Consider the following 24,399-nt stretch of genomic DNA (forward strand, 5'->3'; position numbering starts at 1 on the left):
CAACAAGGCCACGTGTACATGCCATGTCCATCCGTCATTTCGGGGTCGTCTCCCCTGCGGCCCACCGGCGCGCTGTTCCCGCTGTGCCTGCTGGCGTGCTGCATCGGCCTGATCGCACCTGCCGCGCCCGCCGCATGGGCAGCGACCGCCGCTGCCCGGCCGGGTGACGGCGGCGACGTGCCCGCCGCCGGCGAGCGCACGGTGCTGCGCCTGTCGGACGTGATCGGCGCCCTGCCCCAGTCCGTTGACGACGCGGTCCGCACCGGTGGCCCCTGGGGCGAGGCGCTGGGCCGGCACATCGGTCGGGCCGCCACCCAGCACGCCACCATCCTGGAAGCCCGCAGCGCGCTGACCGGCGCCCGCGCCAGCAAGGTGGCGGCGCGCTGGCAGCTCGCGCCGTCGGCCACCTACTCGCGTGAATATGCCGGGCCGAACGCGACCCAGACCTACTCGAACCTGCTGCGCATCCAGCAACCCCTGTGGACCGGAGGCCAGCTGACCGCCGGCATCGACATCGCCCAGGCCCAGACCCTCAAGGCCCAGCACGCGGTGCGCGAGGCGCAGCGCAGCCTGGCCCTGAAGATCACCGCGAACTGGTCCGACTGGGCCCATGCCGACCTGCGGGTTCGCCGACTGGGCGAGCTGGTCGACCAGCAGACCGCGCTGCTGGAAATGATCGGCCGGCGCTATGCGCAGGGCTCGGCCACGGTGTCGGACCAGTCGCTGGCGCGGGCCCGCCTCGAAAGCGCGCTCGGCGAGCTGGCGCAGGCCCGCCTCGATCAGGCCCATGCCCGCAGCCAGCTCGAACGCAACAGCGTCGGCGAGGTCGACCCGGCGCTGCTGGCCGACCTGGACGGCACGCCGCCCGTCGTGCCCGGCCTGGACGAGGTGCTGGACGCGATCGAGTCCGCGCCGGCCCTCAACCGCGCCGCCGTCGACATCGACATCGCCCGGCTGGAGCTGGTCTCGCGCCGCGCCGGCCTGCACCCGCAGGTCCACCTCCGACTCGACAAGCAGTGGGGCGCGGTCAAGGACGAACGCCTCTCCGTGGCCGTGCAGGGCTCGACAGGCGCCGGTCTGGGCGGCATCGCCGCACTGGACGCGCAGGAGGCCCGCATCGAGTCGGCCCGGCTGGCGGTGCAGTCGCTGCGCACCGAGCTGCGCGACCAGTACACGCAGGAGCACACCCGCTACCGGTCCTACGACCAGCGGGTGCGCCTGACGCGTGCCTATGCGCAGACCAGCGCCTCGGTGCTGGCCTCCTACCAGCGCCAGTTCGACGCCGGCAAGCGTGGCTGGCTGGAGCTGCTGAACATGGTTCGCGAGGTCCATCAGGCCGAGCTCGACGCCGCCAATGCACTGATCGACCAGCGCATCGCCGCCTTCCGCCTGCTGCTGCTGGTGCAGGCCCCGGATCTCAACAACGACTTCGCTTTCGGCCAGGAATCCCAGCCATGACGACAGAACACGCGGCGCTCGGCGCCACGCTGGGCCGCTGGCTCCAGCTCAGGGGCCAGGCCCTGCCTCGCGGCCAGATCCGCACCGTGCTGGGCAAGCTGGCCATTCCGCTGCCCGGGCCGGATGCCGACGACTGGACCGAGGTGGTCGCCGAGGCGGCGGCCGAACTGGACCCCGGCGCCCGCTTCGTGCGCCTGGACAGCCCCGACATCGCCGCGCTGCCGCTGCTGTGCCGCCACGACGAGCACGGCTGGCTGGTGGTGCAGTCACGCGACGCCCAGGGCCTCTGGCTGGCCGAGGACGCCAACGGCCTGCGCCGCAGCCTGCCGCTGGACAGCCAGCCCTGCCTGCACCGCATCGCCATCGACGAGAACCGCGATGGCCCGCTGACCGCGCGCCAACTGATCAAGGATCAGTTCAAGGTCAACCGCGGCGTGTTCGTCGAGGCCGGCCTGACCTCGCTGCTGCTGACCGTCGTCGGCCTGCTGGTGTCGTTCTACAGCATGCAGGTCTACGACCGCGTGATCCCGTCGCAGGGCTACCAGACGCTCTGGGTGCTGAGCATCGGCGTGGTCTTCAGCATCGTGCTGGAGTGGTTCGTCAAGGTCGCCCGTGCCCACCTGATCGAGCCGCGCCTGAAGGAGATGGACCTCAACCTGTCCAAGGCCATCTTCGCGCGCATGACCGCCGTGCGCATGGACCAGCGCCCGCCGATGGTTGGCACGCTGGCCTCGCAGCTGCAAGGCTACGAGATGATCCGCGGCGTGCTGTCAGCCTCGACGCTGTTCCTGGCGTTCGACCTGCCGATGGCGCTGGTGTTCGTGCTGGTGATCGCGCTGGTCGGCGGTCCCTGGATGGCGACGGTGCCGCTGGTGCTGTTCCCGATCGCGACCTTTGCCGGCCTGGTGCAGCGCCAGCGCATGCAGCGCCTGGTCGCCGCCAGCGTCGACACGGGCAACCGCAAGACCGGCCTGCTGGTCGAGTCGATCGAGGGCGCCGAGACCATCAAGGGCCTGGGCGCGGGCTGGCGCTTCGAGGGCCGCTGGGCCGGCCTGGTCGAGACCAACGCCAGCCAGACGCTGCAGATCAAGCACCTGACCGATGCCACCGGCTACATGGCCGCCGCCTTCCAGCAGATCGGCTATGTGCTGATGGTCGCGCTGGGCGCCACGCTGACCATCCAGGGCCAGATCACGCAGGGCGCGCTGATCGCCTGCTCGATCCTGTCGGGCCGCGTGATGGGGCCCTCGGCCATGATCCCCGGCCTGATCGTGCAGCTGGCCCACGCGGCAGCAGCGCTCAAGGGCCTGGAGCATGTCTTCTCGCTCAAGCGCGACAACGAGGGCGTCGAGCGCCCGATCGTGCCCGGCGTGGTGCGCGGCGAACTGCGCTTCGATGCGGTCGAGTTCGGCTACCCCGGCCGTGGCGCGGCCCTGTCGGTCAAGCACCTGCAGATCCAGCCCGGTGAACGGGTCGCGTTGATCGGCGCCATCGGCGCGGGCAAGAGCACGATGCTGGGCCTGGCCTGCGGCCAGTTCAAGCCGCAGAAGGGCACGGTCTTCCTCGACGGCATGGACATCGCGCAGATCCACGCCGGCTGGGTCACCGCCAACATCGCCTACATGCCGCAGACCTCGTGGCTCGGCTCGGGCACCCTGCGCGACAACCTGCTGCTGGGCCAGCCCGACCTGGGTGACGAGGCCGTCATCGAGGCCTGCCGCAAGACCGGGCTGTGGCGCCTGATCGGCCAGAACGCCAAGGGCCTGGACATGCCGATCTCCGAAGGCGGCCGCGGCCTGTCGGGTGGCCAGCGCCAGCTGGTCGCGCTGACGCGTCACCTGGTGGCCGACAAGCGCATCTGGCTGCTCGACGAGCCGACCTCGGGCATGGACGAAGGCATGGAGCAGCACTGCGTCGCGGTGCTGGGCGAGGCGCTCAGGAGCGTCGACGGCGGCCGCACGCTGCTGCTCGTGACGCACCGCCCGGCGCTGCTGGCCCTGGTCGAACGCGTGGTCGTGATCGACGCCGCCGGCGGTGTCGTGCTGGACGGCCCGCGCGACCAGGTGCTGCAGCAGCTCAGCCGGGCCCGCCAGGCGACGCCTGCGGCGGGCCAGCCCCAGCCAGCCTCCGTGGCCGCCACGGCAGCCGCCGCCCAACCGTCCCATCCCGCCTCGCAGTCCGGCCCCGTGCCAGCCTGATCGACGCCCACCCCTTTCCAGGATCGAGCCTTCCACATGGCCAAGAGCAAACGACTCGGCGAGGGCGTGCTGCGCTCGCGCTATGCCCTCCTCGGCACCGCGCTGTTCGGCGCGCTGTTCATCGGCTGGGCCTCCGTGGCGCACCTCGACCAGGTGACCCGCGCGCCCGGCAAGGTGATCGCGCTGTCGCGCACCCAGAGCGTGCAGTCGCCCGACGGCGGCGTGGTGCGCGAGATCCTCGTGCGCGAGGGCGAGACCGTGAGGCGCGACCAGCTGCTGGTGCGACTGGACGACACCAAGTCCCGCGCCGCGCTGGCCGAGACCCAGGGCCGCGCCGCGGCGCTGAAGGCCGCGCTGGCGCGGCTGCGGGCAGAGGTCTACGGCACGCCCCTGAGCTTCCCGCCCGAGCTGCGCAGCTACACCGCCTTCACGACCAACCAGCAGCAGCTCTACAACCGCCGCCGCGAGGCGCTGGAGACCGAGATCCGCGCACTGACCGAGAGCCAGCGCCTGGCCAGCGAGGAACTGCGCCTGATCCTGCCGCTGGAGCAGACCGGCGACATCAGCGCCTCCGAGGTGCTGCGCCTGCGCCGCACCGTCAACGAGGCCGAGGCCATGGTGACCAAGCTGCGCAACAAGTTCTTCCAGGATGCCCAGGCCGACATGGCCAAGGCCGAGGAAGACCTGACCTCGGTCGAGCAGGTGCTGGCCGACCGCAGCGCGCAGTTCGAACATGCCGAGCTGCGTGCGCCGACCGACGGCGTCGTCAACCTCATCAACCAGACCACCATCGGCGCGGTGCTGCGTCCAGGCGACGAGATCATGCAGGTGCTGCCGACCGGCGACGACCTGATCGTCGAGGCCAAGGTCCGCAGCGCCGACATCGGCTTCGTGCGCACCGGCCTGCATGCGTCGATCAAGCTCGATGCCTACGACTACAGCATCTACGGCTCGATGGAGGGCAAGGTCACCTACATCAGCCCGGACGCCCTGATCGAGAAGACCCCGCAGGGCGAGCAGGCCTACTACCGTGCCCACATCCAGATCACGTCCCGGCGCTTCAAGGGCGACCAGGCCAAGAAGGTCGAGGTGCAGCCCGGCATGACCACCACCGTCGAGGTGATCACCGGCTCGAACACCGTGCTCGGCTACATCGTCAAGCCGGTGTTCAAGACCTTGTCGGAATCGCTGGTCGAACGCTGAGCGCCGCCTTCGGGCCTTCGGGCCTGCGCGCCGGTCGGCCTTCAGGCCTGCGTGTACGCCGTCTTGACCGTCGTGTAGAACTCCGCCGCGTAGCGGCCCTGCTCACGCGGACCGTGGCTGCTGCCCTTGCGGCCGCCGAAGGGCACGTGGTAGTCCACGCCGGCGGTCGGCAGGTTGACCATCACCATGCCGGCCTGGGCGTGGCGCTTGAAGTGGGTGGCGTGCTTCAGGCTGGTCGTGGCGATGCCGGCGGCCAGGCCGAAGGGCGTGTCGTTGGCCAGCGCCAGGGCCTCGTCGTAGTCGCGTGCGGCGATCACGCTGACGACCGGGCCGAAGATCTCCTCGCGGTTGATGCGCATGTCCGGCGTCGTGTCCACGAACAGCGCCGGGCGCAGGTAGTGGCCGGGCGCGCCGTCGCTGCTGCGGCCGAGGGCCTCGCCGCCGAAGACCCGCCGCGCACCCTCGGCCTCGCCGATGGCGATGTAGGCAAGGTCCTGTTCGAGCTGGCTGGCGTCGACCACCGGGCCGATCTCCGTGCCAGCCTTGCGGGCATCGTCGACCTTGATCGTGCGCAGCCGCTCGGTCAGGGCCGCGACGAAGCGATCGTGGATGCCGCGCGTGACGATCAGCCGGCTCGAGGCGGTGCAGCGCTGGCCGGTGCTGAACCAGCCCGAGTTGATCGCGGCCGCGACGGCCACGTCCAGGTCGGCATCGTCGAGCACCACCATCGGGTTCTTGCCACCCATCTCGAGCTGGAACTTCGCCATGCGGGCGACGCAGGCCTGGGCGATCTTCTGCCCGGTCGCGACGCTGCCGGTGAAGCTGATGGCATCGACACGCCGGTCTTCCAGCAGCACGGTGCCAACCTCCGAACCGCGCCCCATCACCAGGTTGAACACGCCCTTCGGGCAACCGTGGCGATGCAGGATGTCGGCCAGTGCCCAGGCCGAGGCCGGCACCAGGTCGGCCGGCTTCATCACCACCGTGTTGCCGAAGGCCAGCGCCGGCGCGAGCTTCCAGGCCGGGATCGCGATGGGGAAGTTCCACGGCGTGATCAGGCCGACCACGCCCAGCGGCTCGCGCGTGACCTCCACGCCGATGCCCGGACGGACCGAGGCGATGGACTCGCCGCCGACGCGCAGCGCCTCGCCCGCAAAGAACTTGAAGATGTTGCCGGCACGGGCCACCTCGCCGATCGCCTCGGGCAGCGTCTTGCCTTCCTCGCGCGCCAGCAGGTCGCCCAGCTCGGCGCGTCGCGCCAGGATCTCGCTGCCGGCCGCATCGAGCAGGTCGAAACGCTGCTGCGGCGTGCTCTGCGACCAGGCCGGAAAGGCGGCACGGGCGGCGGCCACCGCGTCGCGGGCCTGGGCTGCGTCGGCCTGGGCGTATTCGCCGATCAGGTCGCGCGTGTCCGACGGGTTGATGTTGCGGCTGGCGCGCAGGCCTTCGACCCACTCGCCGGCAATGAGGTTCTTGATCATCGGGACCGTCCTGTTCGTGTCGTGCGGTGTCACTGCGGGCCGAGCCGCGTCATCAGCGCAGCGAGCTGGTCGACCTGGGCCGGCTTGAGGTCCGACAGCGGCGGGCGCACCGGCCCGGCGCCGTGGCCGGCCAGCGTCGCACCGGCCTTCACGATCGACACCGCGTAGCCCTCGCCCTGGTTGCGCAGCGCGATGTAGGGCAGGAAGAAGTCGCGGATCAGCGCGTTGCAGCTTGCCTCGTCCCCGGCCGCATGGGCGCGGTAGAAGTCCATCGCCGTGCGCGGGATGAAGTTGAAGACCGCCGACGAATAGACCGGGCAGCCCATCGCCTTGTAGGCCCCGGCGTAGACCTCGGCGGTCGGCAGGCCGCCCAGGTAGGCGAACCGATCGCCCAGCGTCTGGCGGATCGCCACGAAGCGCTCGATGTCGCCCAGGCCGTCCTTGAAACCGATCAGGTTGGGGCAGCGCTCGGCCAGTTGCAGCAGGCTGTCGGGCGTCAGGCGGCAGGCGCCGCGGTTGTAGACGATCACGCCGATCCTCACGCTCGCGCAGACCGCCGCGACGTGCTCGACCAGGCCCTCCTGGCTGGCCTCGGTCAGGTAGTGCGGCAGCAGCAGCACGCCCTGCGCACCCAGCCGCTCGGCCTCCTGCGCGTACTGGATCGCCAGCGTCGTGCCTCCGCCCGCGCCGGCCACGATGGGCGTGCGGCCGCGGCAGGTGTCGAGCGCGACCTTCATCACCTCGCGGTATTCGCCCGGTTCCAGCGAGAAGAACTCGCCCGTCCCACCCGCCGCGAACAGCACCGACGCGCCATACGGCTGCAGCCATTCCAGCCGCTCGGCATAGGACCGTGGCGCAAAGCGCAGCTGGGCGTCGAAGTCGGTCAGCGGGAAGGACAGCAGGCCGGATTGCAGGACATGCTTGAGCTCTTGGGGGGACATGGTGGCGGTCTCCTGTCGGGTGGGTGGGGAGCGGTCAGGGCGGTGCCGAAGGCGGAAGAACGGTCCGGCATGTTGTAGGTCATCGTACAACTAAACATGCCGGTCGTGCAATGACCGGCACCCGACCGCCGGAGCCCGTCCCGTCCGAATGCGTCCGAATGCCTCCGAACGCGTCCCGCCGGCCGCCTCAGCCAGCCTCGACCTGGGAGCGCCGGCGACGTTCACGGCTGTTGGCCAGGTGCGTGCGCATCGCCGCGCGGGCGCCGTCGGCGTCCTGGTTGGCGATCGCGTCGTAGATGCTCTCGTGCTCGCCGTTGACGCGCCGCAGGTACTGCCGGCGCTCCTCGTCCAGGCCGTCGACCGGCTCCAGCCGGGCGCGCGGGATGATGCCGCTGCCCAGCGTGCCCATCAGCTCGACGTAGTGGCTGTTCTGGGTCGCGCGGGCGATCTCGACGTGGAACTGGAAGTCGGCGGCGACCGCGTCACGCCCCTGCTCGACCGCCTGCGCCACCGCATCCAGCGCCGCGCGCATCTGGACCAGGTTCGCGTCGCTGCGGCGCATCGCGGCGAGCGCGGCGGCCTCGGTCTCGACGCCGATGCGCAGTTCCAGCACGGCGATCACGTCGCGCAGGGTGTTGAACTGCTCGGGCGCGATGCGAAAGCCCGGCGCCTCGCCGACGCCGGTCACGAAGGTGCCGATGCCGTGGCGGGTCTCGACCAGTCCGGCCGCCTGCAGCTTGGAGATGGCCTCGCGCACGACGGTCCGGCTGACCTGAAACTCGGCCATGATGGCCGCCTCGGTGGGCAGCTTGTCGCCGGTCGCGAGGCGGCCTTCGCGGATGCGGTCGCCGAGCGACTCGACCAGTTCCAGCGCCAGCGTGCGGGGCTTGCGGCGCCGCACCGGATCGCTGCCGGTCGGGGTGGGTTCGGTGGACATGTTCTTGGTACTTTCCCTAGATCGGTGCGGCGATGCGGGGGCTACATTCCGCTCCACGTTGTACGACAACTGATGACGAACAACAGGATGTGGCGGACTGTAGCAAGTCTTTCCCGCCGCCTCCAGAGCCCACCCCGGCCATCCCGGCCCAGCCGTACCGGACCTGCCCATGCCCGCTCACCCGACCCCCCTGCGTTTTGGCCGACTGCTGCTGACCGGTGCCGCCGGCGGACTCGGGCAGGCCTTGAGACCGCGCCTGAAGGCCTACTGCGACACGTTGCGGCTGTCGGACGTGGCCGATCTCGGCACGCCGGCCGACGGCGAGGAACTGGTCCGCGCGCCGCTGGAGGACGCCGCCGCCGTGCAGGCGCTGCTGGCCGGCGTCGACGCGGTGGTCCACCTCGGCGGCGTCTCCACCGAGCAAGCCTGGCAGCCGATCCTGCAGGCCAACATCATCGGCACCTACCACCTCTACGAGGCCGCGCGCCGCCACGGCGTGCGCCGCATCGTCTTCGCCAGTTCCAACCACGTCACCGGCTTCTATCGCCAGGACGAGGTGATCTCGCCGCAGGACCCGGTCCGCCCGGACGGCCTCTATGGCCTGTCCAAGGCCTTCGGCGAGAACCTGGCCCAGCTGTACTTCGATCGCCACGGCATCGAGACGGTCAGCGTGCGCATCGGCTCGTCCTTCCCGGCACCGAAGAACCGCCGCATGCTGGCCACCTGGATGAGCTTCGACGACCTCGAACGCCTGGTCATGGCCAGCCTGACCGCGCCGGTGGTCGGCCACACCATCGTCTACGGCATGGGCGACAACGCCACGACCTGGTGGGACAACACCAGCGCGCGCCACCTCGGTTGGCGGCCGCAGGAAAGCTCCGAGCCCTTCCGCCCCGCCGTCGAGGCGGCCGAACCGGTGCTCGACCGCAACGACCCGGCCGTGATCTACCAGGGCGGGCCCTTCGTGCGCACCGGCCCGTTCGACTGAACACCGTTCACCACCCACGTTCCGTTCCACCGCAGACAACAGGCGTCCAGGCGCCGCAGGAGACATCGACATGAGCCGCTTCCAGACACCCGTCCTCAGCCTTTCCCGGCTGGCCGCCGCCACCGTGCTCGCCGTCACCGGCCTGTCCGTCCAGGCGACCGAGTTCCGTTCCTCGGACATCCACCCCGACGACTACCCGACCGTGCTGGCCGTGCGCCACATGGGCGAGCTGCTGGCCAAGAGCAGCGGCGGCAAGCACAGCATCAAGGTGTTCTCGAAGTCGGCGCTGGGCGGCGAGAAGGACACCATCGAGCAGACCAAGCTCGGCGCGCTGGCGATGACCCGCGTGAACGTCGCGCCGATGAACAACATCTGCCCGGCCACCATGGTGCCGACCATGCCCTTCCTGTTCCGCTCGACCGAGCACATGCGCAAGGTGCTGGACGGCGCGATCGGCGACGAGATCCTCAAGGACTGCGAGGCCCAGGGCTTCATCGGCCTGGCCTTCTACGACTCGGGCGCACGCTCGATCTACTCGGTCAAGAAGCCGGTCAGGACCGTGGCCGACACCAAGGGCATGAAGATCCGCGTGCAGCAGTCGGACCTGTGGGTCGCGCTGATGGAGGCGATGGGCGCGAATGCCACGCCCATGCCTTTCGGCGAGGTCTACACCGCGCTGAAGACCGGCCTGGTCGATGCCGCCGAGAACAACTACCCGAGCTATGAGAGCTCACGCCACTTCGAGGTCGCCAAGTACTACAACAAGACGGACCACTCGATGGCACCGGAGATCCTGCTGTTCTCCAAGCGCGTCTGGGACACGCTGTCGGCCGACGAGCACAAGCAGATCCGCGCCGCCGCCAAGGAAAGCGTGGTCTACATGCGCAAGCTGTGGGACGAGCGCGAGGAGAAGTCGCTGGCGACCGTCAAGGCCGGCGGCGCGCAGGTCGTCGACGTCGACAAGTCCAGCTTCCAGACTGCCGCCCGGCCGGTCTACGACAAGTTCCTGAAGGACCCGAAGCTGCAGGACATGGTCCGCCGCATCGGCGAGGTCAAGTAAGCGAGCGGCCCGCACCATGCCCACGATGTACACGCGCTTCTGTGCCGCCATTGCGCGGCTGTGCATGGGCTTCGGCGTCGCCGGGCTGGTGCTGCTGATCGCCGCCGTGCTCTACCAGGTGATCGGCCGCTACGTCTTCAACGACACGCCGACCTGGGCCGAGAGCGGCGCGGTGCTGCTGGTGCTCTACGTGACCATGCTGGGCATGGCCGTGGGCGTGCGCGATGCCGGCCACATCGGGCTGGAATCGATGCTGGTGCTGGTGCCCGAACGGGTGCGCCTGCGCATGGAACTGCTGATCCATGCGCTGGTGCTGCTGTTCGGCCTGGTGATGGCCTGGAACTGCGCGCTGCTGGCGCAGAGCGTGTGGGACTACAAGATCCCCACGCTGGGCCTGTCCGAGGCCTTCAAGTACATGCCGCCCGCGGTGGCCGGCGTGCTGGTCGCGCTGTTCTCGTTCGAGCACATCCTGGCCCTGCTGAACGGCACCGAGGTCGAGCCGGCCTGGCACTGAGTCCAGGCGGGACCCCAAAGAACGCGAAGAACACGAAGAAGAACCGGACCTCCCATGGCATTGACCATCCTCTGCGTGAGCTTCACGCTCCTCCTGCTGCTGGGCGTCCCGGTGGCCTTCTCGATCGGCCTGTCCTCGCTGGCCACGCTGCTGTACGAGGGCCTGCCGCTGGCGGTCGGCTTCCAGCAGATGATCTCCGGCATGAACCCGTTCTCGTTCCTGGCGATCCCGTTCTTCATCTTCGCCGGCGAGATCATGATGTACGGCGGCATCGCCGACCGCATCGTCGCCTTCGCCAAGGCCCTGGCCGGCCACGTGCGCGGCGGCCTGGGCATGAGCAACGTGCTGGCCTGCACGCTGTTCGGCGGTGTCTCCGGCTCGCCGGTGGCCGACGTCTCGGCGATGGGCGCGGTGCTGATCCCGCAGATGAAGAAGGAGGGCTATCACGCCGACTACGCGGTCAACGTGACGACCCATGCCTCGCTGGTCGGTGCGCTGATGCCGACCTCGCACAACCTGATCATCTTCACGCTGGCGGCCAGCGGCAAGGTCAGCATCGCCGCGCTGATCCTGGCCGGCCTGGTGCCCGCCGCGATCCTGACCGTGTGCAACCTGGCCGCCGCCTACGGCGTGGCCGTCAAGCGCGGCTACCCGGCCGGCACCTTCCCGGGCTGGGCCATCGTCGGCCAGAGCTTCGTGCAGTCGCTGCCGGGGCTGGCGATCGTGGCGATCATCATCGTGGGCATCCTGTCGGGCGCGTTCACGGCGACCGAATCGGCCTCGGTGGCGGTGCTCTGGGCGCTGTTCCTGTCGGCCGTGGTCTACCGCCGGCTGACCCGCGAGCAGTTCCTCAAGGCCGCGGCCAAGGCGGTCAAGACGACCGGCACGGTGCTGCTGCTGATCGGCATCAGCTCGATGTTCGGCTACCTGATCGGCCTGTACGGCGTGGCCGAGCTGACCGGCAAGATGCTGTCGGGCCTGAGCAGCCAGCCGTGGGTGATCTTCCTGTGGGTCAACATCATCCTGTTCGTGCTGGGCACCTTCCTGGACATGGCCGCGACCATCCTGATCTGCACGCCGATCTTCCTGCCGATCTGCCAGCAGTACGGCATGACCACCGAGCAGTTCGGCATCGTCATGCTGATCAACTGCGCGCTGGGCCTGAACACGCCGCCGGTGGGCACGACCCAGTTCGTCGGCTGCACCATCGGCGAGATCTCGGTCGGCGAGGTCATGAAGACCATCTGGCCCTTCTACGGCGCGCTGATCGCCGCGCTGATGCTGGTCACCTACGTGCCCGGCTTCGCGATGTGGCTGCCCAACCTGCTGCTGAAGTGACCTGACATGCCTTCGACCACCGGCCCCCTGATGCCCTTCCAGCCGAGCGCGCGCTACCCGGATCCGGCCATCGAGATCCTCGATCCGCGCATGCGTGCGCTGCGGCTGTTCAATGCCGGCGTCGAGCAGCTCGCCAGCGGCCTGCGCTGGGCCGAAGGCCCGGTGTGGTTCGGCGACGGCCGCTACCTGCTGCTCAGCGACATCCCCAACGACCGCATCCTGCGCTGGGACGACACCAGCGGCGCGACCAGCGTGTTCCGCCAGCCGGCCGGCCATGCCAACGGCCATGCCCGCGACCGGCTCGGCCGGCTGGTCAGCTGCGAGCACCACGGCCGGCGCATCACCCGCACCGAACACGATGGCCGCATCACCGTGCTGGCCGACCGGTTCGAGGGCGCACGGCTGAACTCGCCCAATGACATCACCGTCGCCCGCGACGGCAGCATCTGGTTCACCGATCCGAGCTTCGGCATCGAGAGCGACTGGGAAGGCGAACGGGCCGAGCCCGAACGCCCGCATGCGGTCTACCGCATCGATGCGCAGACCGGCGCGCTGCGCTGCGTGATCGACGACCTGGCCGCGCCCAACGGCCTGGCCTTCTCGCCGGACGGCTCGCTGCTGCACGTGATCGAGAGCCGCGCGACGCCGCGCCGCATCTGGTCCTATCCGCACCATGCCGACGGCACGCTCGGCGAGCGCCGCCTGCTGGTCGAGGCCGTCGACCACGGCGCGCTCGACGGCATGGCGGTCGACCGCGACGGCAACCTCTGGTGCGGCTACGGCAGCACCGGCGCGCCGGATTCGGATGCCGCCAAGCTGGACGGCGTGCGCGTCCACGCGCCGGACGGCACCGCCATCGGCCACATCCACCTGCCCGAACGTTGCGCCAACGTCTGCTTCGGCGGCGCGCGCCACAACCGGCTGTTCATGGCCGCCAGCCACTCGCTGTACGCGCTGCACGTCAACACGTCCGGCGCGGTCTGACGCCGTTCCTGGAAGTCCCGACATGACCGCACCGCGCGCCCCGCTGACCCTGCGCATCCACCCGGACGACGACGTCGCCATCGTCGCCAACGACGGCGGGCTGCGTGCCGGCACCGTGCTGCCCGAGGGCGTGCCCGGTGCCGGGCTGACGCTGCGCGACGCCGTGCCGCAAGGCCACAAGGTCGCGCTGGTCGACCTGGCCGAAGGCGCACCGGTGCGGCGCTACGGCGTGGCGATCGGCTACGCGCTGCGCCCGATCGCCGCCGGCAGCTGGGTGCATGAGCGGTTGCTGCGCATGCCCGAGGCGCGCGGCTTCGACGGCCTGCCGATGGCCAGCGCGCCCCGTCCCGAGCTGCCGCCACTGGCCGGCCGCACCTTCGAGGGCTATGTCAACGCCGACGGCAGCGTCGGCACCCGCAACCTGCTGGCGGTGACGACGACGGTGCAGTGCGTCGCCGGCGTGGTCGCGCAGGCGGTGCGGCGCATCGAGGCCGAGCTGCTGCCGCTCTACCCGAACGTCGACGGCGTGGTCGGGCTCGAACACAGCTACGGCTGCGGCGTCGCGATCGACGCGCCCGATGCGGTCATCCCGATCCGCACGCTGCGCCACATCAGCCTGAACCCGAACTTCGGTGGCGAGGTGCTGGTCGTCAGCCTGGGCTGCGAGAAGCTGCAACCCGAACGCCTGCTGCCGCCGGGCTCCTTCGGCATCCAGCCCGAGGACGGGGCCGCCGGCCCGGCCAGCGGCCCCGACACCGTCTGCCTGCAGGACGCCGCACACGTCGGCTTCATGAGCATGGTCGACGCCATCGTGGCGCGCGCCCGGCCGCACCTGGCGCGGCTGGACCAGCGACGCCGCCAGACCGTGCCGGCCAGCGCACTGGTGGTCGGCGTGCAATGCGGCGGCAGCGATGCCTTCTCCGGCGTCACCGCCAACCCGGCCGTCGGCCACGCCGCGGACCTGCTGGTGCGGGCCGGCGCGACGGTGATGTTCAGCGAGAACACCGAGGTGCGCGACGCCGTCGAGCAGCTCACCGCCCGCGCCGCCACGCCCGAGGTGGCCGAGGCCATCGTGCGCGAGCTGTCCTGGTATGACCGCTACCTGGACCGCGGCCGGGTCGACCGCAGCGCCAACACCACGCCGGGCAACAAGGCCGGCGGGCTGTCCAACATCGTCGAGAAGGCGATGGGCTCGGTCATCAAGAGCGGCCGCGCACCGATCTCGTCGGTGCTGGCGCCGGGCGACAAGCTCGCGCCCGGCCAGCGCGGCCTGGTCTACGCCGCCACGCCAGCCAGCGACTTCATCTGCGGCACGCTGCAGCTGGCCGCCGGCATGAACGTGCACGTCTTCACCACCGGCCGCGGCACGCCCTACGGCCTGGCCGCCTGCCCGGTCATCAAGGTGGCCACCCGCACCGAGCTGGCGCGGCGCTGGCATGACCTGATGGACCTGGACGCCGGCCTCGTCGCCAGCGGCGAGGCCACCGTCGAGTCGACCGGCGAGGCGCTGTTCGAGCAGATCCTCGCCACCGCCAGCGGCCGCCCGACCTGGGCCGAGCGCTGGAAGCTGCACAACGCGCTGGTGCTGTTCAACCCGGCGCCGGTGACCTGAGGCCGGTCAGACCGGCTGATCGCCTCCCCCACCCCCGACAGGCCGCCGATGCGGCCTTTTTTCATGCCCACGCCACCGGCCCGACGGGGCGAACGGGGCGGGTCGGTGCTCACGTTTCCCTTTTCAGGTCGCACCTGGAAGCCTGAAGAAACGCCTCATGCGCCATTCAAGCCAAGTTCAGGGTCAGAAAAAAGATTCCTTCAGCTCCCTTCACAAACCAGAGGACCTCCCTATACTTCAACACATGGGAAACGTTCCCATCTTTACCGGAGAGACACCATGACCACCACGACCCGCCGCCTGCCCCTTGCCCTCGCCCTGGCCGCCCTCGGCTTCGCGAGCTTCACCAGCCAGGCCGCCCAGCTGCCGGCCGCCGCGATCACCTTCAGCGCGGCGCCGCAGGCCATCTCGGCCGCCGCCGACGCGCCGGTGATGCTGCTGGCCAGCAAGAGCGGCACCTCATCGTCGGGTGGCTCCTCGAAGGGTTCGTCCAACAGCGGTTCCTCCTCGAACAGCGGCTCGTCGAACAGCGGTTCGTCGAAGAGCTCGTCCGGCAGCAGCTCGTCGTCCGGCAGCAGCTCCGCCTCGGGCGGCAGCTCGTCGTCGGGCAGCTCGTCCTCGTCGTCGGGCAGCGGCTCCTCGTCGGGCAGCTCGTCCTCGTCGAGCGACGACAGCAGCGGCCGCACCAGCAAAGGCCGTGGCTCTGACGACGCAGCCGGCCACGTCCGCCAGGGCCGTGGCTCCGACGACGCAGCCGGCCACGTCCGTCAGGGCCGTGGCACCGACGACGCACCGGGCCACGTCCGCCAGGGCCGTGGCACCGACGACGCACCGGGTCACGTCCGCCAGGGCCGCGGCACCGACGACGCCGCAGGCGACGACAAGGGCGGCCTGCGCGCGCCGGGCGCCAGCGACGACAAGCCGTCGGGCACCGACGACGACCTGCTGCGCCGCAACCGCAGCCGTGGCGCCGACGACGTCCAGCGCGGCTGATCCAGCCCACGCCTGACCGGCCCGGCCGGGCGGTGACTTCCTGCGGGAAGGTCACCGTCTGGCCGGGCCTTTTTCCTTCTACCCCTCAAACATGGGGGAAATTACCCATTTGTCACCTTTGCCGATCCTGATGTGTGCCGTCTGCACGGTGTCAAGAGCAGGTCGATCCTTAGACTCGTTTCACGATTCGGGCGCCGTCCGAACCGCTCAACCATGACAACGAACCGAGCCAGGAACCCGCACATGACCCGTCACACCCCATCCCGGTCCACGACCGTCGAGCCGACTGCCGCGCCGACTGCCGCGCCGATGGCCGGCACCTTCCGGGCCCGCACCGCGCAAGTGGCGCTCGCGATGGGCCTGGCGCTGACGGGCTGGAGCGGCCTCGCCTCGGCGCAGACGGTGATGAGCTTCAACGACCTCGGTGCCTCGGTCCCCGGCTCGCCGATGCCGTCGCCCTACCAGGGCCTGGCCTTCGCCAACACGAACTGGCATTCGATGACGCTGGCCAGCGCGCCGACCCAGGTCTTCCTGGCGCTGTCGGGCAACGCGTCCTTCCTGCGCAAGGCCGATGGCAGCGGCTTCTACTTCGACGGTGCCGACTTCTGGAGCCGACGCGGCCTGGACGCCACCGGCAACTTCTACTTCGTGCTACAGCACAAGGGCAAGGTGGTCTACGACGGCCGCAGCGACAAGCGCGGCAAGATGCGTTTCACCAGCACGGCCACGCTGCTGCGCCCGAGCTACACCGGCCCGGTCGACTACGTCGCGATCGCCTTCGACAAGCCCGGACGCGGCGGCGACTGGGACCAGCTGGCGATGGACAACGTCCGGATGCGCCCGCTCTGATGCGTCCGCTCTGATGCGCTGACCGGGCCTCAGCCCCGGCGGGTCAGCCAGGCCGGCCGCAGCACCCCGGTCGCCAGCGCGGTGCCCAGCAGGATCACCGCGCCGCCGCGCCACATCGCGCCGGTCACCGCCTCACCCAGGAACAGCGCGCCCCACAGGCTGCCGAAGACCGGGATCAGGAACGTGACCGTGACCGTGCGCGAGGCACCCAGCCGGCCCAGCAGGCGGAAGAACAGCAGGTTGGCCAGCGCCGTGCTGACCAGCGCCAGCAGCGCGGCCGCGCCCCACTGGCTGGGGCCGGGCATCTGCTCCGGCCAGAGCCACCAGGCCAGCGGCGCCAGCAGCAGGCTGGAGACGGCCTGCGTGCCGCCGGCACCGACCCGCGCGCCGACGCCGGCCAGGTGGCGCTTGGCGGTGTTGGCCGCGAAGCCGTAGCACAGCGCCGCGCCCAGCAGCGCCAGCACCGCCCAGCCACTGCCGCCGGGGCGGAAGTCGGCCTTGTCGATCGACAGCAGCAGCACGCCGGCGAAGCCGATCGCCAGCCCGACGCTGCGGCTGCGGTCCAGGCGATCGCCCAGCCACAGCGCCCCGACCAGCGCGGTGAAGATCGGCGTCGACGCGTTGACGATGGCCGCGAAGCCCGCCGTCACCGACAGCGTCGCCCAGGCGATCAGCACGAAGGGCACGCCGGAGTTCAGCACGCCGACCAGCGCCAGCGGCCGGATCTCGCGCCGCAGCTCGGGCCCCTCGCCATGCCACAGCAGCAGCGGCACCAGCACCAGCGAGGCCAGCGTGACCCGCAGCCAGATCAGCGGCACCGCGCCGAAGGCGGGCGCGGCATGGCGCATGAACAGGTAGGACGCGCCCCACAAGGCGCCCAGCGCGACCATCTCGGCGATGTCGCGGCCAGTCATGCGGGCATTCGGGTCGACGCCGCTCACGCCAGCGCCTCCACCGCCGCGTCGTCCCAGGTCAGCGCGCGCTGGCCGGACTCGAAATCCAGCAACGCGGCCTTGCGCGCCAGCCCGCCGGCATAGCCGGTCAGCGCGCCCTTGTCGCCGACCAGGCGATGGCAGGGGATCACCAGCGAGATCGGGTTGCGCCCGGTCGCCGCGCCGACCGCCCGCGAGGCCAGCGGCTTGCCCAGCCGGCCGGCCAGCGCACCGTAGCTCAGGCGCTCGCCATGGCCGATGTCGCACAGGCCGCGCCAGACCGTGAGCTGGAAGGGCGTGCCGACGGGGGCCAGGCGCAGCGCGAAGTCGCGCCGCCGGCCGGCGCACCAGTCGTCGAGCTGCTGGACGGTCTCGCGCAGCAGCGGGTCGTCGTCGTCGCGCGTCCAGCCCGGCTCGGGGCCGTCGAAATGGCGCTGGCCGTCGAACCAGATGCCGGCCAGGCCGGCGTCGCGCACGGCCAGCACCAGCGGACCGAGCGCGATCGCGTGGCGGGTCCAGCGCCACACGCCGGTGGCCTTGCCCTGGGGCAGGTCGCGTGCGAATTCAAGCGTGTTCATCGGGGTTCCAGTCGGTCCGGGTCGATCCGGGTTCAGCGCGAGGCAGGCGCGAACGGGCGGCCAGCGCCTGCCGCCAGAGGTGCAGCACGGCATAGCCGCGCCAGGGTCGCCAGGCCTCGGCCAGCGCATCGGCGGCGCGGGCATCGAGCCGGCCGGGGCCGGTCGCGCCCGCCGGCGACATCGCCTCCAGCAGCACGCGGTCGCCGCTGGGCCAGGCATCGGGCCAGCCCAGCGCCTGCAGCGCGATGGTCTGCGCGGTCCAGGCGCCGATGCCGGGCAGCGCCTGCAGGGCGGCGAGTGTCGCCGCGATGTCGGCGCTCGGCGCGAGGCTGATCCTGCCCTCGGCCACCGCCTGCGCCAGCGCGATCACCGCCCGCGCGCGCTGCGCCACGATGCCCTGCCCCGCGATGTCGTCGACCGTGCAGGCCGCGAGCCGCTCGGCCGACGGAAAGACCCGGTCCAGCCCCGGCCAGGGCGTCTCGATCGCATCACCGAAGACGCGCGCCAGCCGCGCCGCCACGGTGCGCGCCGCCGCCACGCTGACCTGCTGGCCCAGCACCGCGCGCACCGCCATCTCGAAGGGATCGGCCGCACCGGGCAGGCGCAGGCCGGGCGCGGCATCGGCCAGCGGACCGAGCGTGGCGGCCACCGCGCGCGGATCGCAGCCCAGGTCGGCCAGCCGACGCGCCGCCGCCAGCGCCTGCGGCAGCGCGCCGGCCAGGCTGGGCGCGAGCGTCAGGCGCACCGCCTCACGATCCGGCGCGGCCCGGCTGAGGCTGACCCAGCCGAGGTGCTCGCGCCCGCGTGAGGCCAGCCGCAGCGTGCGGGCGTAGACCCGCGCCTCGCCCGCGCCGTCCAGCACCTCGACGCCCGGCACCGCACGCAGCGCCTGGTCGTCCAGCCAGCCGGACCAGTCGCACGGCGGTCGCCAGGCCAGCTCGAAGCGCCACGCACCGACATCGCCCCGGGGGCGATCGGTACGAGATTTGCGCAGCGCCTGCGGCGCGAGCCGGTAGCGGCGCTGGAACAGGTCGTTGAAGCGCCGCAGGCTGCCGAAGCCGGCGGCCAGCGCGACCTCGCCGATCGGCAGGTCGGTGTCGGCCAGCAGGCGCTTGGCATGCAGCAGGCGCTGGGTCTGGGCGTAGTCGATCGGGCTGACGCCCCAGGTGGCCTGGAAGACGCGGCGCAGGTGGCGGTCGGTGATGCCCAGCCGGGCGGCCAGTTGCGGCAGGCCGCCGTCGTCGTCGAGTTCGCCGGCCTCGATGCGCCGGGCCGCCGCCCAGGCCAGCTGCGAGGGCATGTCCAGCGCCGCCAGGCCGGGCGCCAGCTCGGGCCGGCAGCGCAGGCAGGGCCGGAAGCCGGCCGCCTCGGCCGCCGCCGCATGCGGGTAGTAGCGGCAGTTGTCGGCCCGTGGCGTGCGGACCCGGCAGACCGGCCGGCAGTAGATGCCGGTCGAGCGCACCGCGACGAAGAACTGGCCGTCGAAGCGGGCATCGCGGGCCAGCAGGGCGGCATAGCAGGCCTGCGGGTCGAGGCGCGGTCCGGCCACGCCCGGACTCTTTCCGGGAGCGGTAGCGGCAGGGGCGGTGGCAGGCACGGGTTCCATGCCGGTCGATCATACGCAGCACCCCGCCGAAGGCTCGCCGTTTTCGGACCTGGAGTTCGGCCACGCGCGGGCAGGTCGATGCCGCCGCACGGGCCGGCCGACGCGGTGCGTGACCGATCTCGCGGACCCCGCGAATGCGGGGGTGGCTGGACCTGCGTCAAGGTTCAGGCCACCGGACAGCGGGTCGATAACCGGGCGTCAACCACCGTCCCTGCAGCGCCTGCCACCGTGTCGTTCGCCGAATCCGCCCCCACCCGCCTGATCCGGCGCATCCCCATCGCGGCGCGCCTGGGCGCGGCCTTCGCGCTCGTGCTGCTGGTGCTGGGTCTCGTGCTGGCGCAGGCGCTGCAGCAGACCACCGCGACGCAGCGCGCGGTCGACACCATCACCCAGGACACGCTGCACCAGGTCATGCTGGCCCAGCGCACCCAGAACACCGCGCAGGCCGGCGCGGAGCAGCTGTTCGCGCTGTTCGTGGTCGAGCAACCGGGCGCCCGCGCGGCCCTGCAGGCCCAGATCGATGCCACCGCGCGCGACCAGCAGGTCGCCCACGACGCGCTGGTCGACAGCAGCCTGGGCACCGCCCGGCAGGACGCCGCGCTGGCGCGGGTCACGCAGGCGCGCAGCCACTACCTGGAGACCTTCGACGAGGCGCTGGCGCAGGTCGCGCTCGGCACCGCCCAGGCGCGTCCGGTGATGGTCGAGCGCACCATGCCGGCCCTGCATGAGCTGCAGCGCGCGCTGGAGGCGCTGGTCGAGCAGCGCGCCCGCCAGGCCGGCGACGACATCGCCCGGCTGCATGCGCTGCACGAGCAGGTCCGGCTGCGCCTGCTGGCCATCGGCGCGGCCGCCGTGCTGCTGGCGCTGCTGTCGGCGGTGCTGATCACGCGTTCGATCGCGCGGCCGCTGCGCGACGTCGTCCGGCTGGCCGACGCGATCTCGGCCGGCCGCCTCGACACCGCCCTGCCACCGGCCGCCGACGACGAGGTCGGCCGCCTGACCACCGCGATGGACCAGATGCGCCACAGCCTGGCGCGCCGCGAGGCCCGCATCGCCGAGCTGGCCTTCCGCGACGAGCTGACCGGCCTGGCCAACCGCACGCTGTTCGGCAACCGGCTGGAAACCGCGCTGGCGCAGGCCGCGCAGCAGGGCAATGCGCTGTCGGTGCTGGTGCTCAACCTGGACCGCTTCAAGCAGGTCAACGAGGTGCTGGGCCACCGCCTGGGCGACGAGGTGCTCAAGGAAGTGGCCGCCCGGCTGCGCGACACGCTGGCGCGCACCACCGACGCGGTCGCCCGCCTCGGCGGCGACGAGTTCGGCGTGCTGCTGCCGACCCGCGACCCGCAGGCCGCGCTGGCGCTGGGCCGCCGGCTGCTGGCCGCGCTGGAGTCGCCGGTGCCGGTGCAGGACCAGCGCGTGGACGTCAGCGCCAGCATCGGCATCGCCTGTGCCGATGCCAGCGCCGAGGGCCTGGATCCGGCCCAGCTGATGGCGCGAGCCGACCTGGCCATGAACGAGGCCAAGTCCGCCAACCACGGCGTGCGCGTGTTCGAGCCCGGCATGGAGCGCCACGTCGAGCACGGCCTGACGCTGCTGAGCGACCTGCGCCGCGCCGCCGAGGCCGACGAGTTCTTCCTGCTGTTCCAGCCCAAGCTGCGGCTGCGCGACGGCCACTGCGACGCCGCCGAGGTGCTGGTGCGCTGGCGTCACCCGCAGCGCGGCGTGGTGCCGCCGGATCGCTTCATCCCGTTCGCCGAGCAGACCGGCGCGATCAAGGCCATCACCCGCTGGGTGCTGCAGCAGTCGCTGCGGCAGCTGGCGCGCTGGCAGCGCGAAGGCCAGCCCGAGCTGTCGCTGAACGTCAACGTGTCGACCCGCGACCTGATGCAGCCGGACTTTCCGGCCCAGGTCGAACGCGCGCTGCGCCAGGCCGGCGTGAGCGCCCGCCACCTCTGCCTGGAGGTGACCGAGAGCGCCATCATGGACGACCCGCTGCTGGCGATGGACTGCCTGCAGGCCCTGAACCGCATGGGCGTGCGGCTGGCGATCGACGACTTCGGCACCGGCTACTCGTCGCTGGCCTACCTGAAGAGGCTGCCGGTGCAGGAGCTGAAGATCGACCGCTCCTTCATCAGCGGCCTGGACCGCGACGAGGCCGACGTGACCATCGTGCGCTCGACCATCGACATGGCCCACCACATGGGCCTGAGCGTGGTCGCCGAAGGCATCGAGACCGAAGCCGTCGGCCAGCGCCTGCGTGCCTTCGGCTGCGACCAGGCCCAGGGCTACCTCTACAGCCGGCCGCTGCCGGCGGCGGACTTCATGGACTGGCTGCGGCAGCATCGCGACAGCGCCGCGCGGCTGACCCAGCCAGCCTGAGCCGGCCTGCGCCGGTCAGCTGCCCCGGTACGTGCTGTAGCTCCACGGGCTCGCCAGCAGCGGCACGTGGTAATGGGCGGCGGTGTCGGCGATGCCGAAGTCCAGCGGCACCTCGCCCAGGAAGGGCGGATCGGCCTGCAGCGTGCCGCGTGCGGCGAAGTAGGCCGAGACGGCAAAGACCAGGCGGTAGCGGCCGGCCTGGAGCGCCTCGCCCTCCAGCAGCGGGCCGTCGGCACGGCCGTCGTGGTTCAGGGTGATCGACTTCAGGCGCTGCGCGACGCCGTCATCGGCCAGCGCATAGAGCGTCACGGCCATGCCGGCGGCCGGGCAGCCGTGGGCGGTGTCGAGCACGTGGGTGGTGAGCTTTCCCATCGAGGTTCCTGTCGGTTGGACGGTCGGTTGGACGGTCGGTTGGAGGGCCGGGTCGGCACGCTTGCGCGGTGAACAAAAGTGTATACACTTGAGCACACACGTCAACCACGAGACCCCGGAAGCCGCCCGATGCCCGCCGTCCGCAAGCCCCGCAACAGCCGCGCCGCCCAGGTCGACGAGGGGCTGGTCGACGGCGCCGCGAACGCCGACGGGCCGGCGCCGGCCAGCATCACCGACCGCATCGTCGAGGCCATCACCACCGCCATCATCGAGCGCCGGCTGATGCCCGGCACCAAGCTCGCCGAGCAGCAGATCGCCGACATCTTCCAGGTCTCGCGCACCCTCGTGCGGCAGGCCCTGAACCAGCTCAGCCGGGACCACCTGGTGACGCTCGAACCGGCCCGCGGCGCGCATGTCGCTCAGCCCAGCGTCGAGGAGGCGCAGCAGGTCTTCGCGGTGCGCGGCATGCTGGAAGCGGCGATGGTGCGCGAGCTGTGCGCGGTCATCACCGACGCCCAGATCGCCGAGCTGCGCCAGCACCTGCGTGACGAATCGAACGCGGTCGTGCGCACCGATGTCTCCGGCCGCACCCGCTTGCTGGCCGACTTCCACGTCAAGCTCGCCCGCCTGCTCGGCAACGAGGTGCTGGCCCAGCTGCTGGCCGACCTGCTGTCGCGCTCGTCGCTGATCTCGCTGATGTACCAGAGCGCCCATTCGGCCGAGCACTCGCAGGCCGAGCATGTCGAGATCGTCGATGCGCTGGAGCAGCGCGACGTCCGCGCCGCCGTGCGCCTGATGCAGCAGCACCTGGGCAACGTCGAGCGTAACCTGCGCCTGAACCCGCGCGTGCCCGACCTGGCCAGCGCGCTGCGGCCGGCCGGACTCGGCGAGGACCTGTCCCCGCCCGCCGACAGGCCCGTCGACACGCCCATCGAAGCGCCCACCGTGCGCGCCCGTCGCCGCGCCTGATCGCCACGGCACCCCCTCATCCCCGCGACCCCACGCCACCATGACCGACCTCATCCCCGCACGCTACCCGCGCGACCTGCGCGGCCACGGCCGCAACCCGCCCCATGCGCAATGGCCGGGACAGGCCCGCGTGGCCGTCCAGTTCGTCCTGAACTACGAGGAAGGCGGCGAGAACAGCGTGCTGCACGGCGATGCGGGCAGCGAGCAGTTCCTGTCGGAGATGTTCAGCCCGCCGGCCTTCCCGGCCCGCCACCTGTCGATGGAGGGCATCTACGAATACGGCTCGCGCGTGGGTGTCTGGCGCATCCTGCGGGAGTTCGAGAAGCGCGGCCTGCCGCTGACCGTCTTCGGCGTGTCGATGGCGCTGGAACGCTGCCCCGAGGTCACCCAGGCCTTCGTCGAGCTGGGCCACGAGATCGCCTGCCACGGCTGGCGCTGGATCCACTACCAGAACATCGACGAGGCGACCGAGCGCGAGCACCTGCGCATCGGCATGGACATCATCGAGCGCCTGACCGGCCAGAAGCCGCAAGGCTGGTACACCGGCCGCGACAGCCCCAACACGCGCCGGCTGGTGGCCGACCACGGCGGCATCGCCTACGACAGCGACTACTACGGCGACGACCTGCCGTTCTGGCTGCAGGTGCGCAAGACCGACGGCACGCTCGCACCCCACCTGGTCGTGCCCTACACGCTCGACTGCAACGACATGCGCTTCGCGCTGCCGCAGGGCTATTCGCATGGCGACGAGTTCTTCGAGTACCTCAAGGACGCCTTCGACGTCCACTACGCCGAGGGCGACGAACGGCCGTCGATGATGTCCATCGGCATGCACTGCCGCCTGCTCGGCCGGCCCGGCCGCATGAAGGCGCTGCAGCGCTTCCTGGACCACGTGCAGTCGCACGACTGCGTCTGGGTCACGCGCCGCATCGACATCGCGAACCACTGGCGCCAGGCCCATCCCTTCGACGCGGCCACCGCCTTCACCTGGGAATGAGACCCGACCC

Annotated in this window: 21 protein-coding genes; 14 read left to right on the plus strand and 7 right to left on the minus strand. The window is 71.3% G+C overall.

The annotated features are described in order from the left end of the window. Positions 1-18 precede the first annotated feature (18 nt). From Q8X39_RS08935 to Q8X39_RS08945, 3 genes are read left to right on the plus strand one after another with little or no spacing between them, the layout of a single operon-like run. Positions 19-1,458, plus strand: coding sequence for a TolC family protein (locus Q8X39_RS08935; RefSeq protein ID WP_305749323.1), 1,440 nt, complete (start codon positions 19-21; stop codon positions 1,456-1,458). Continuing rightward, positions 1,455-3,656 carry an ATP-binding cassette domain-containing protein gene (locus Q8X39_RS08940; protein WP_305749324.1) on the plus strand — a complete coding sequence of 734 codons (2,202 nt, stop codon included), beginning with the start codon at positions 1,455-1,457 and terminating at the stop codon, positions 3,654-3,656. The genes Q8X39_RS08935 and Q8X39_RS08940 overlap by 4 nt, the downstream gene beginning before the upstream one ends. Before the next feature lie 36 nt (positions 3,657-3,692). After that, on the plus strand, positions 3,693-4,859 hold the full coding sequence (locus Q8X39_RS08945) for a beta-barrel domain-containing protein (RefSeq protein ID WP_305749325.1): 1,167 nt from the start codon (positions 3,693-3,695) through the stop codon (positions 4,857-4,859). A gap of 41 nt (positions 4,860-4,900) precedes the next feature. Here the strand turns inward: Q8X39_RS08945 and Q8X39_RS08950 are convergent, their stop codons facing one another. The 3 genes from Q8X39_RS08950 to Q8X39_RS08960 form a co-directional block, all read right to left on the minus strand. Continuing rightward, complete coding sequence (locus Q8X39_RS08950; RefSeq protein WP_305749326.1) at positions 4,901-6,340, minus strand: aldehyde dehydrogenase family protein; 1,440 nt, start codon at positions 6,338-6,340, stop codon at positions 4,901-4,903. A 29-nt stretch (positions 6,341-6,369) separates the two neighbouring features. Beyond that, on the minus strand, positions 6,370-7,281 hold the full coding sequence (kdgD, locus tag Q8X39_RS08955; RefSeq protein WP_305749327.1) for a 5-dehydro-4-deoxyglucarate dehydratase: 912 nt from the start codon (positions 7,279-7,281) through the stop codon (positions 6,370-6,372). A gap of 187 nt (positions 7,282-7,468) precedes the next feature. Continuing rightward, entirely contained in the window at positions 7,469-8,218 is a 750-nt protein-coding gene (locus tag Q8X39_RS08960; protein ID WP_305749328.1) for a FadR/GntR family transcriptional regulator, read from the minus strand. A gap of 169 nt (positions 8,219-8,387) precedes the next feature. Here Q8X39_RS08960 and Q8X39_RS08965 point away from each other — a divergent pair, with 169 nt between their 5' ends. From Q8X39_RS08965 to Q8X39_RS09000, 8 genes are all read left to right on the plus strand, one after another. Next, positions 8,388-9,206 (plus strand): NAD-dependent epimerase/dehydratase family protein, encoded by an 819-nt coding sequence (locus tag Q8X39_RS08965; RefSeq protein WP_305749329.1) that lies wholly within the window; start codon positions 8,388-8,390, stop codon positions 9,204-9,206. A gap of 70 nt (positions 9,207-9,276) precedes the next feature. After that, the gene (locus Q8X39_RS08970; protein ID WP_305749330.1) at positions 9,277-10,266 is read left to right on the plus strand and encodes a TRAP transporter substrate-binding protein; all 990 of its coding nucleotides are present in this window, start codon (positions 9,277-9,279) and stop codon (positions 10,264-10,266) included. 25 nt (positions 10,267-10,291) lie between these two features. Further along, a complete protein-coding gene (locus Q8X39_RS08975; RefSeq protein ID WP_305749587.1) occupies positions 10,292-10,780 on the plus strand; it encodes a TRAP transporter small permease in 489 nt (162 codons plus the stop codon). Between the two features lie 54 nt (positions 10,781-10,834). Further along, on the plus strand, positions 10,835-12,118 hold the full coding sequence (locus tag Q8X39_RS08980) for a TRAP transporter large permease (RefSeq protein WP_305749331.1): 1,284 nt from the start codon (positions 10,835-10,837) through the stop codon (positions 12,116-12,118). A gap of 6 nt (positions 12,119-12,124) precedes the next feature. Continuing rightward, positions 12,125-13,102, plus strand: a complete 978-nt coding sequence (locus Q8X39_RS08985; protein ID WP_305749332.1) for an SMP-30/gluconolactonase/LRE family protein — start codon at positions 12,125-12,127, stop codon at positions 13,100-13,102. Positions 13,103-13,124: 22 nt separating this feature from the next. Beyond that, a complete protein-coding gene (garD, locus tag Q8X39_RS08990) occupies positions 13,125-14,714 on the plus strand; it encodes a galactarate dehydratase (RefSeq protein ID WP_305749333.1) in 1,590 nt (529 codons plus the stop codon). A 279-nt stretch (positions 14,715-14,993) separates the two neighbouring features. Continuing rightward, positions 14,994-15,707 (plus strand): hypothetical protein, encoded by a 714-nt coding sequence (locus tag Q8X39_RS08995; protein WP_305749334.1) that lies wholly within the window; start codon positions 14,994-14,996, stop codon positions 15,705-15,707. Between the two features lie 243 nt (positions 15,708-15,950). Next, the gene (locus tag Q8X39_RS09000) at positions 15,951-16,556 is read left to right on the plus strand and encodes a hypothetical protein (protein ID WP_305749335.1); all 606 of its coding nucleotides are present in this window, start codon (positions 15,951-15,953) and stop codon (positions 16,554-16,556) included. Between the two features lie 29 nt (positions 16,557-16,585). Here Q8X39_RS09000 and Q8X39_RS09005 read toward each other — a convergent pair whose 3' ends face one another. Genes Q8X39_RS09005 through Q8X39_RS09015 form a run of 3 tightly spaced genes read right to left on the minus strand, consistent with a single transcriptional unit; the run spans position 16,586 to position 19,672 of the window. After that, positions 16,586-17,497 carry a DMT family transporter gene (locus Q8X39_RS09005; RefSeq protein WP_369538100.1) on the minus strand — a complete coding sequence of 304 codons (912 nt, stop codon included), beginning with the start codon at positions 17,495-17,497 and terminating at the stop codon, positions 16,586-16,588. Continuing rightward, complete coding sequence (locus Q8X39_RS09010) at positions 17,494-18,066, minus strand: methylated-DNA--[protein]-cysteine S-methyltransferase (protein ID WP_305749336.1); 573 nt, start codon at positions 18,064-18,066, stop codon at positions 17,494-17,496. The genes Q8X39_RS09005 and Q8X39_RS09010 overlap by 4 nt, the downstream gene beginning before the upstream one ends. Next, the gene (locus Q8X39_RS09015) at positions 18,053-19,672 is read right to left on the minus strand and encodes a DNA-3-methyladenine glycosylase 2 family protein (RefSeq protein WP_407067993.1); all 1,620 of its coding nucleotides are present in this window, start codon (positions 19,670-19,672) and stop codon (positions 18,053-18,055) included. Before Q8X39_RS09015 ends, Q8X39_RS09010 begins: the two co-directional genes overlap by 14 nt. 228 nt (positions 19,673-19,900) lie before the next feature. Here Q8X39_RS09015 and Q8X39_RS09020 point away from each other — a divergent pair, with 228 nt between their 5' ends. Next, the gene (locus Q8X39_RS09020; RefSeq protein WP_305749338.1) at positions 19,901-22,051 is read left to right on the plus strand and encodes a putative bifunctional diguanylate cyclase/phosphodiesterase; all 2,151 of its coding nucleotides are present in this window, start codon (positions 19,901-19,903) and stop codon (positions 22,049-22,051) included. Positions 22,052-22,066: 15 nt separating this feature from the next. On the opposite strand, the gene uraH is transcribed toward Q8X39_RS09020, so the two are convergent. After that, a complete protein-coding gene (gene uraH, locus Q8X39_RS09025; RefSeq protein ID WP_305749339.1) occupies positions 22,067-22,423 on the minus strand; it encodes a hydroxyisourate hydrolase in 357 nt (118 codons plus the stop codon). A 129-nt stretch (positions 22,424-22,552) separates the two neighbouring features. Between uraH and Q8X39_RS09030 the strand changes: the two genes are divergently transcribed. Next, positions 22,553-23,392 (plus strand): GntR family transcriptional regulator, encoded by an 840-nt coding sequence (locus Q8X39_RS09030; protein WP_305749340.1) that lies wholly within the window; start codon positions 22,553-22,555, stop codon positions 23,390-23,392. A gap of 40 nt (positions 23,393-23,432) precedes the next feature. Then, on the plus strand, positions 23,433-24,389 hold the full coding sequence (puuE, locus tag Q8X39_RS09035) for an allantoinase PuuE (protein ID WP_305749341.1): 957 nt from the start codon (positions 23,433-23,435) through the stop codon (positions 24,387-24,389). Positions 24,390-24,399: the final 10 nt, after the last annotated feature.

It is taken from the genome of Leptothrix discophora (assembly GCF_030705305.1).
GTDB classification, from domain to species: domain Bacteria; phylum Pseudomonadota; class Gammaproteobacteria; order Burkholderiales; family Burkholderiaceae_C; genus Sphaerotilus; species Sphaerotilus discophorus.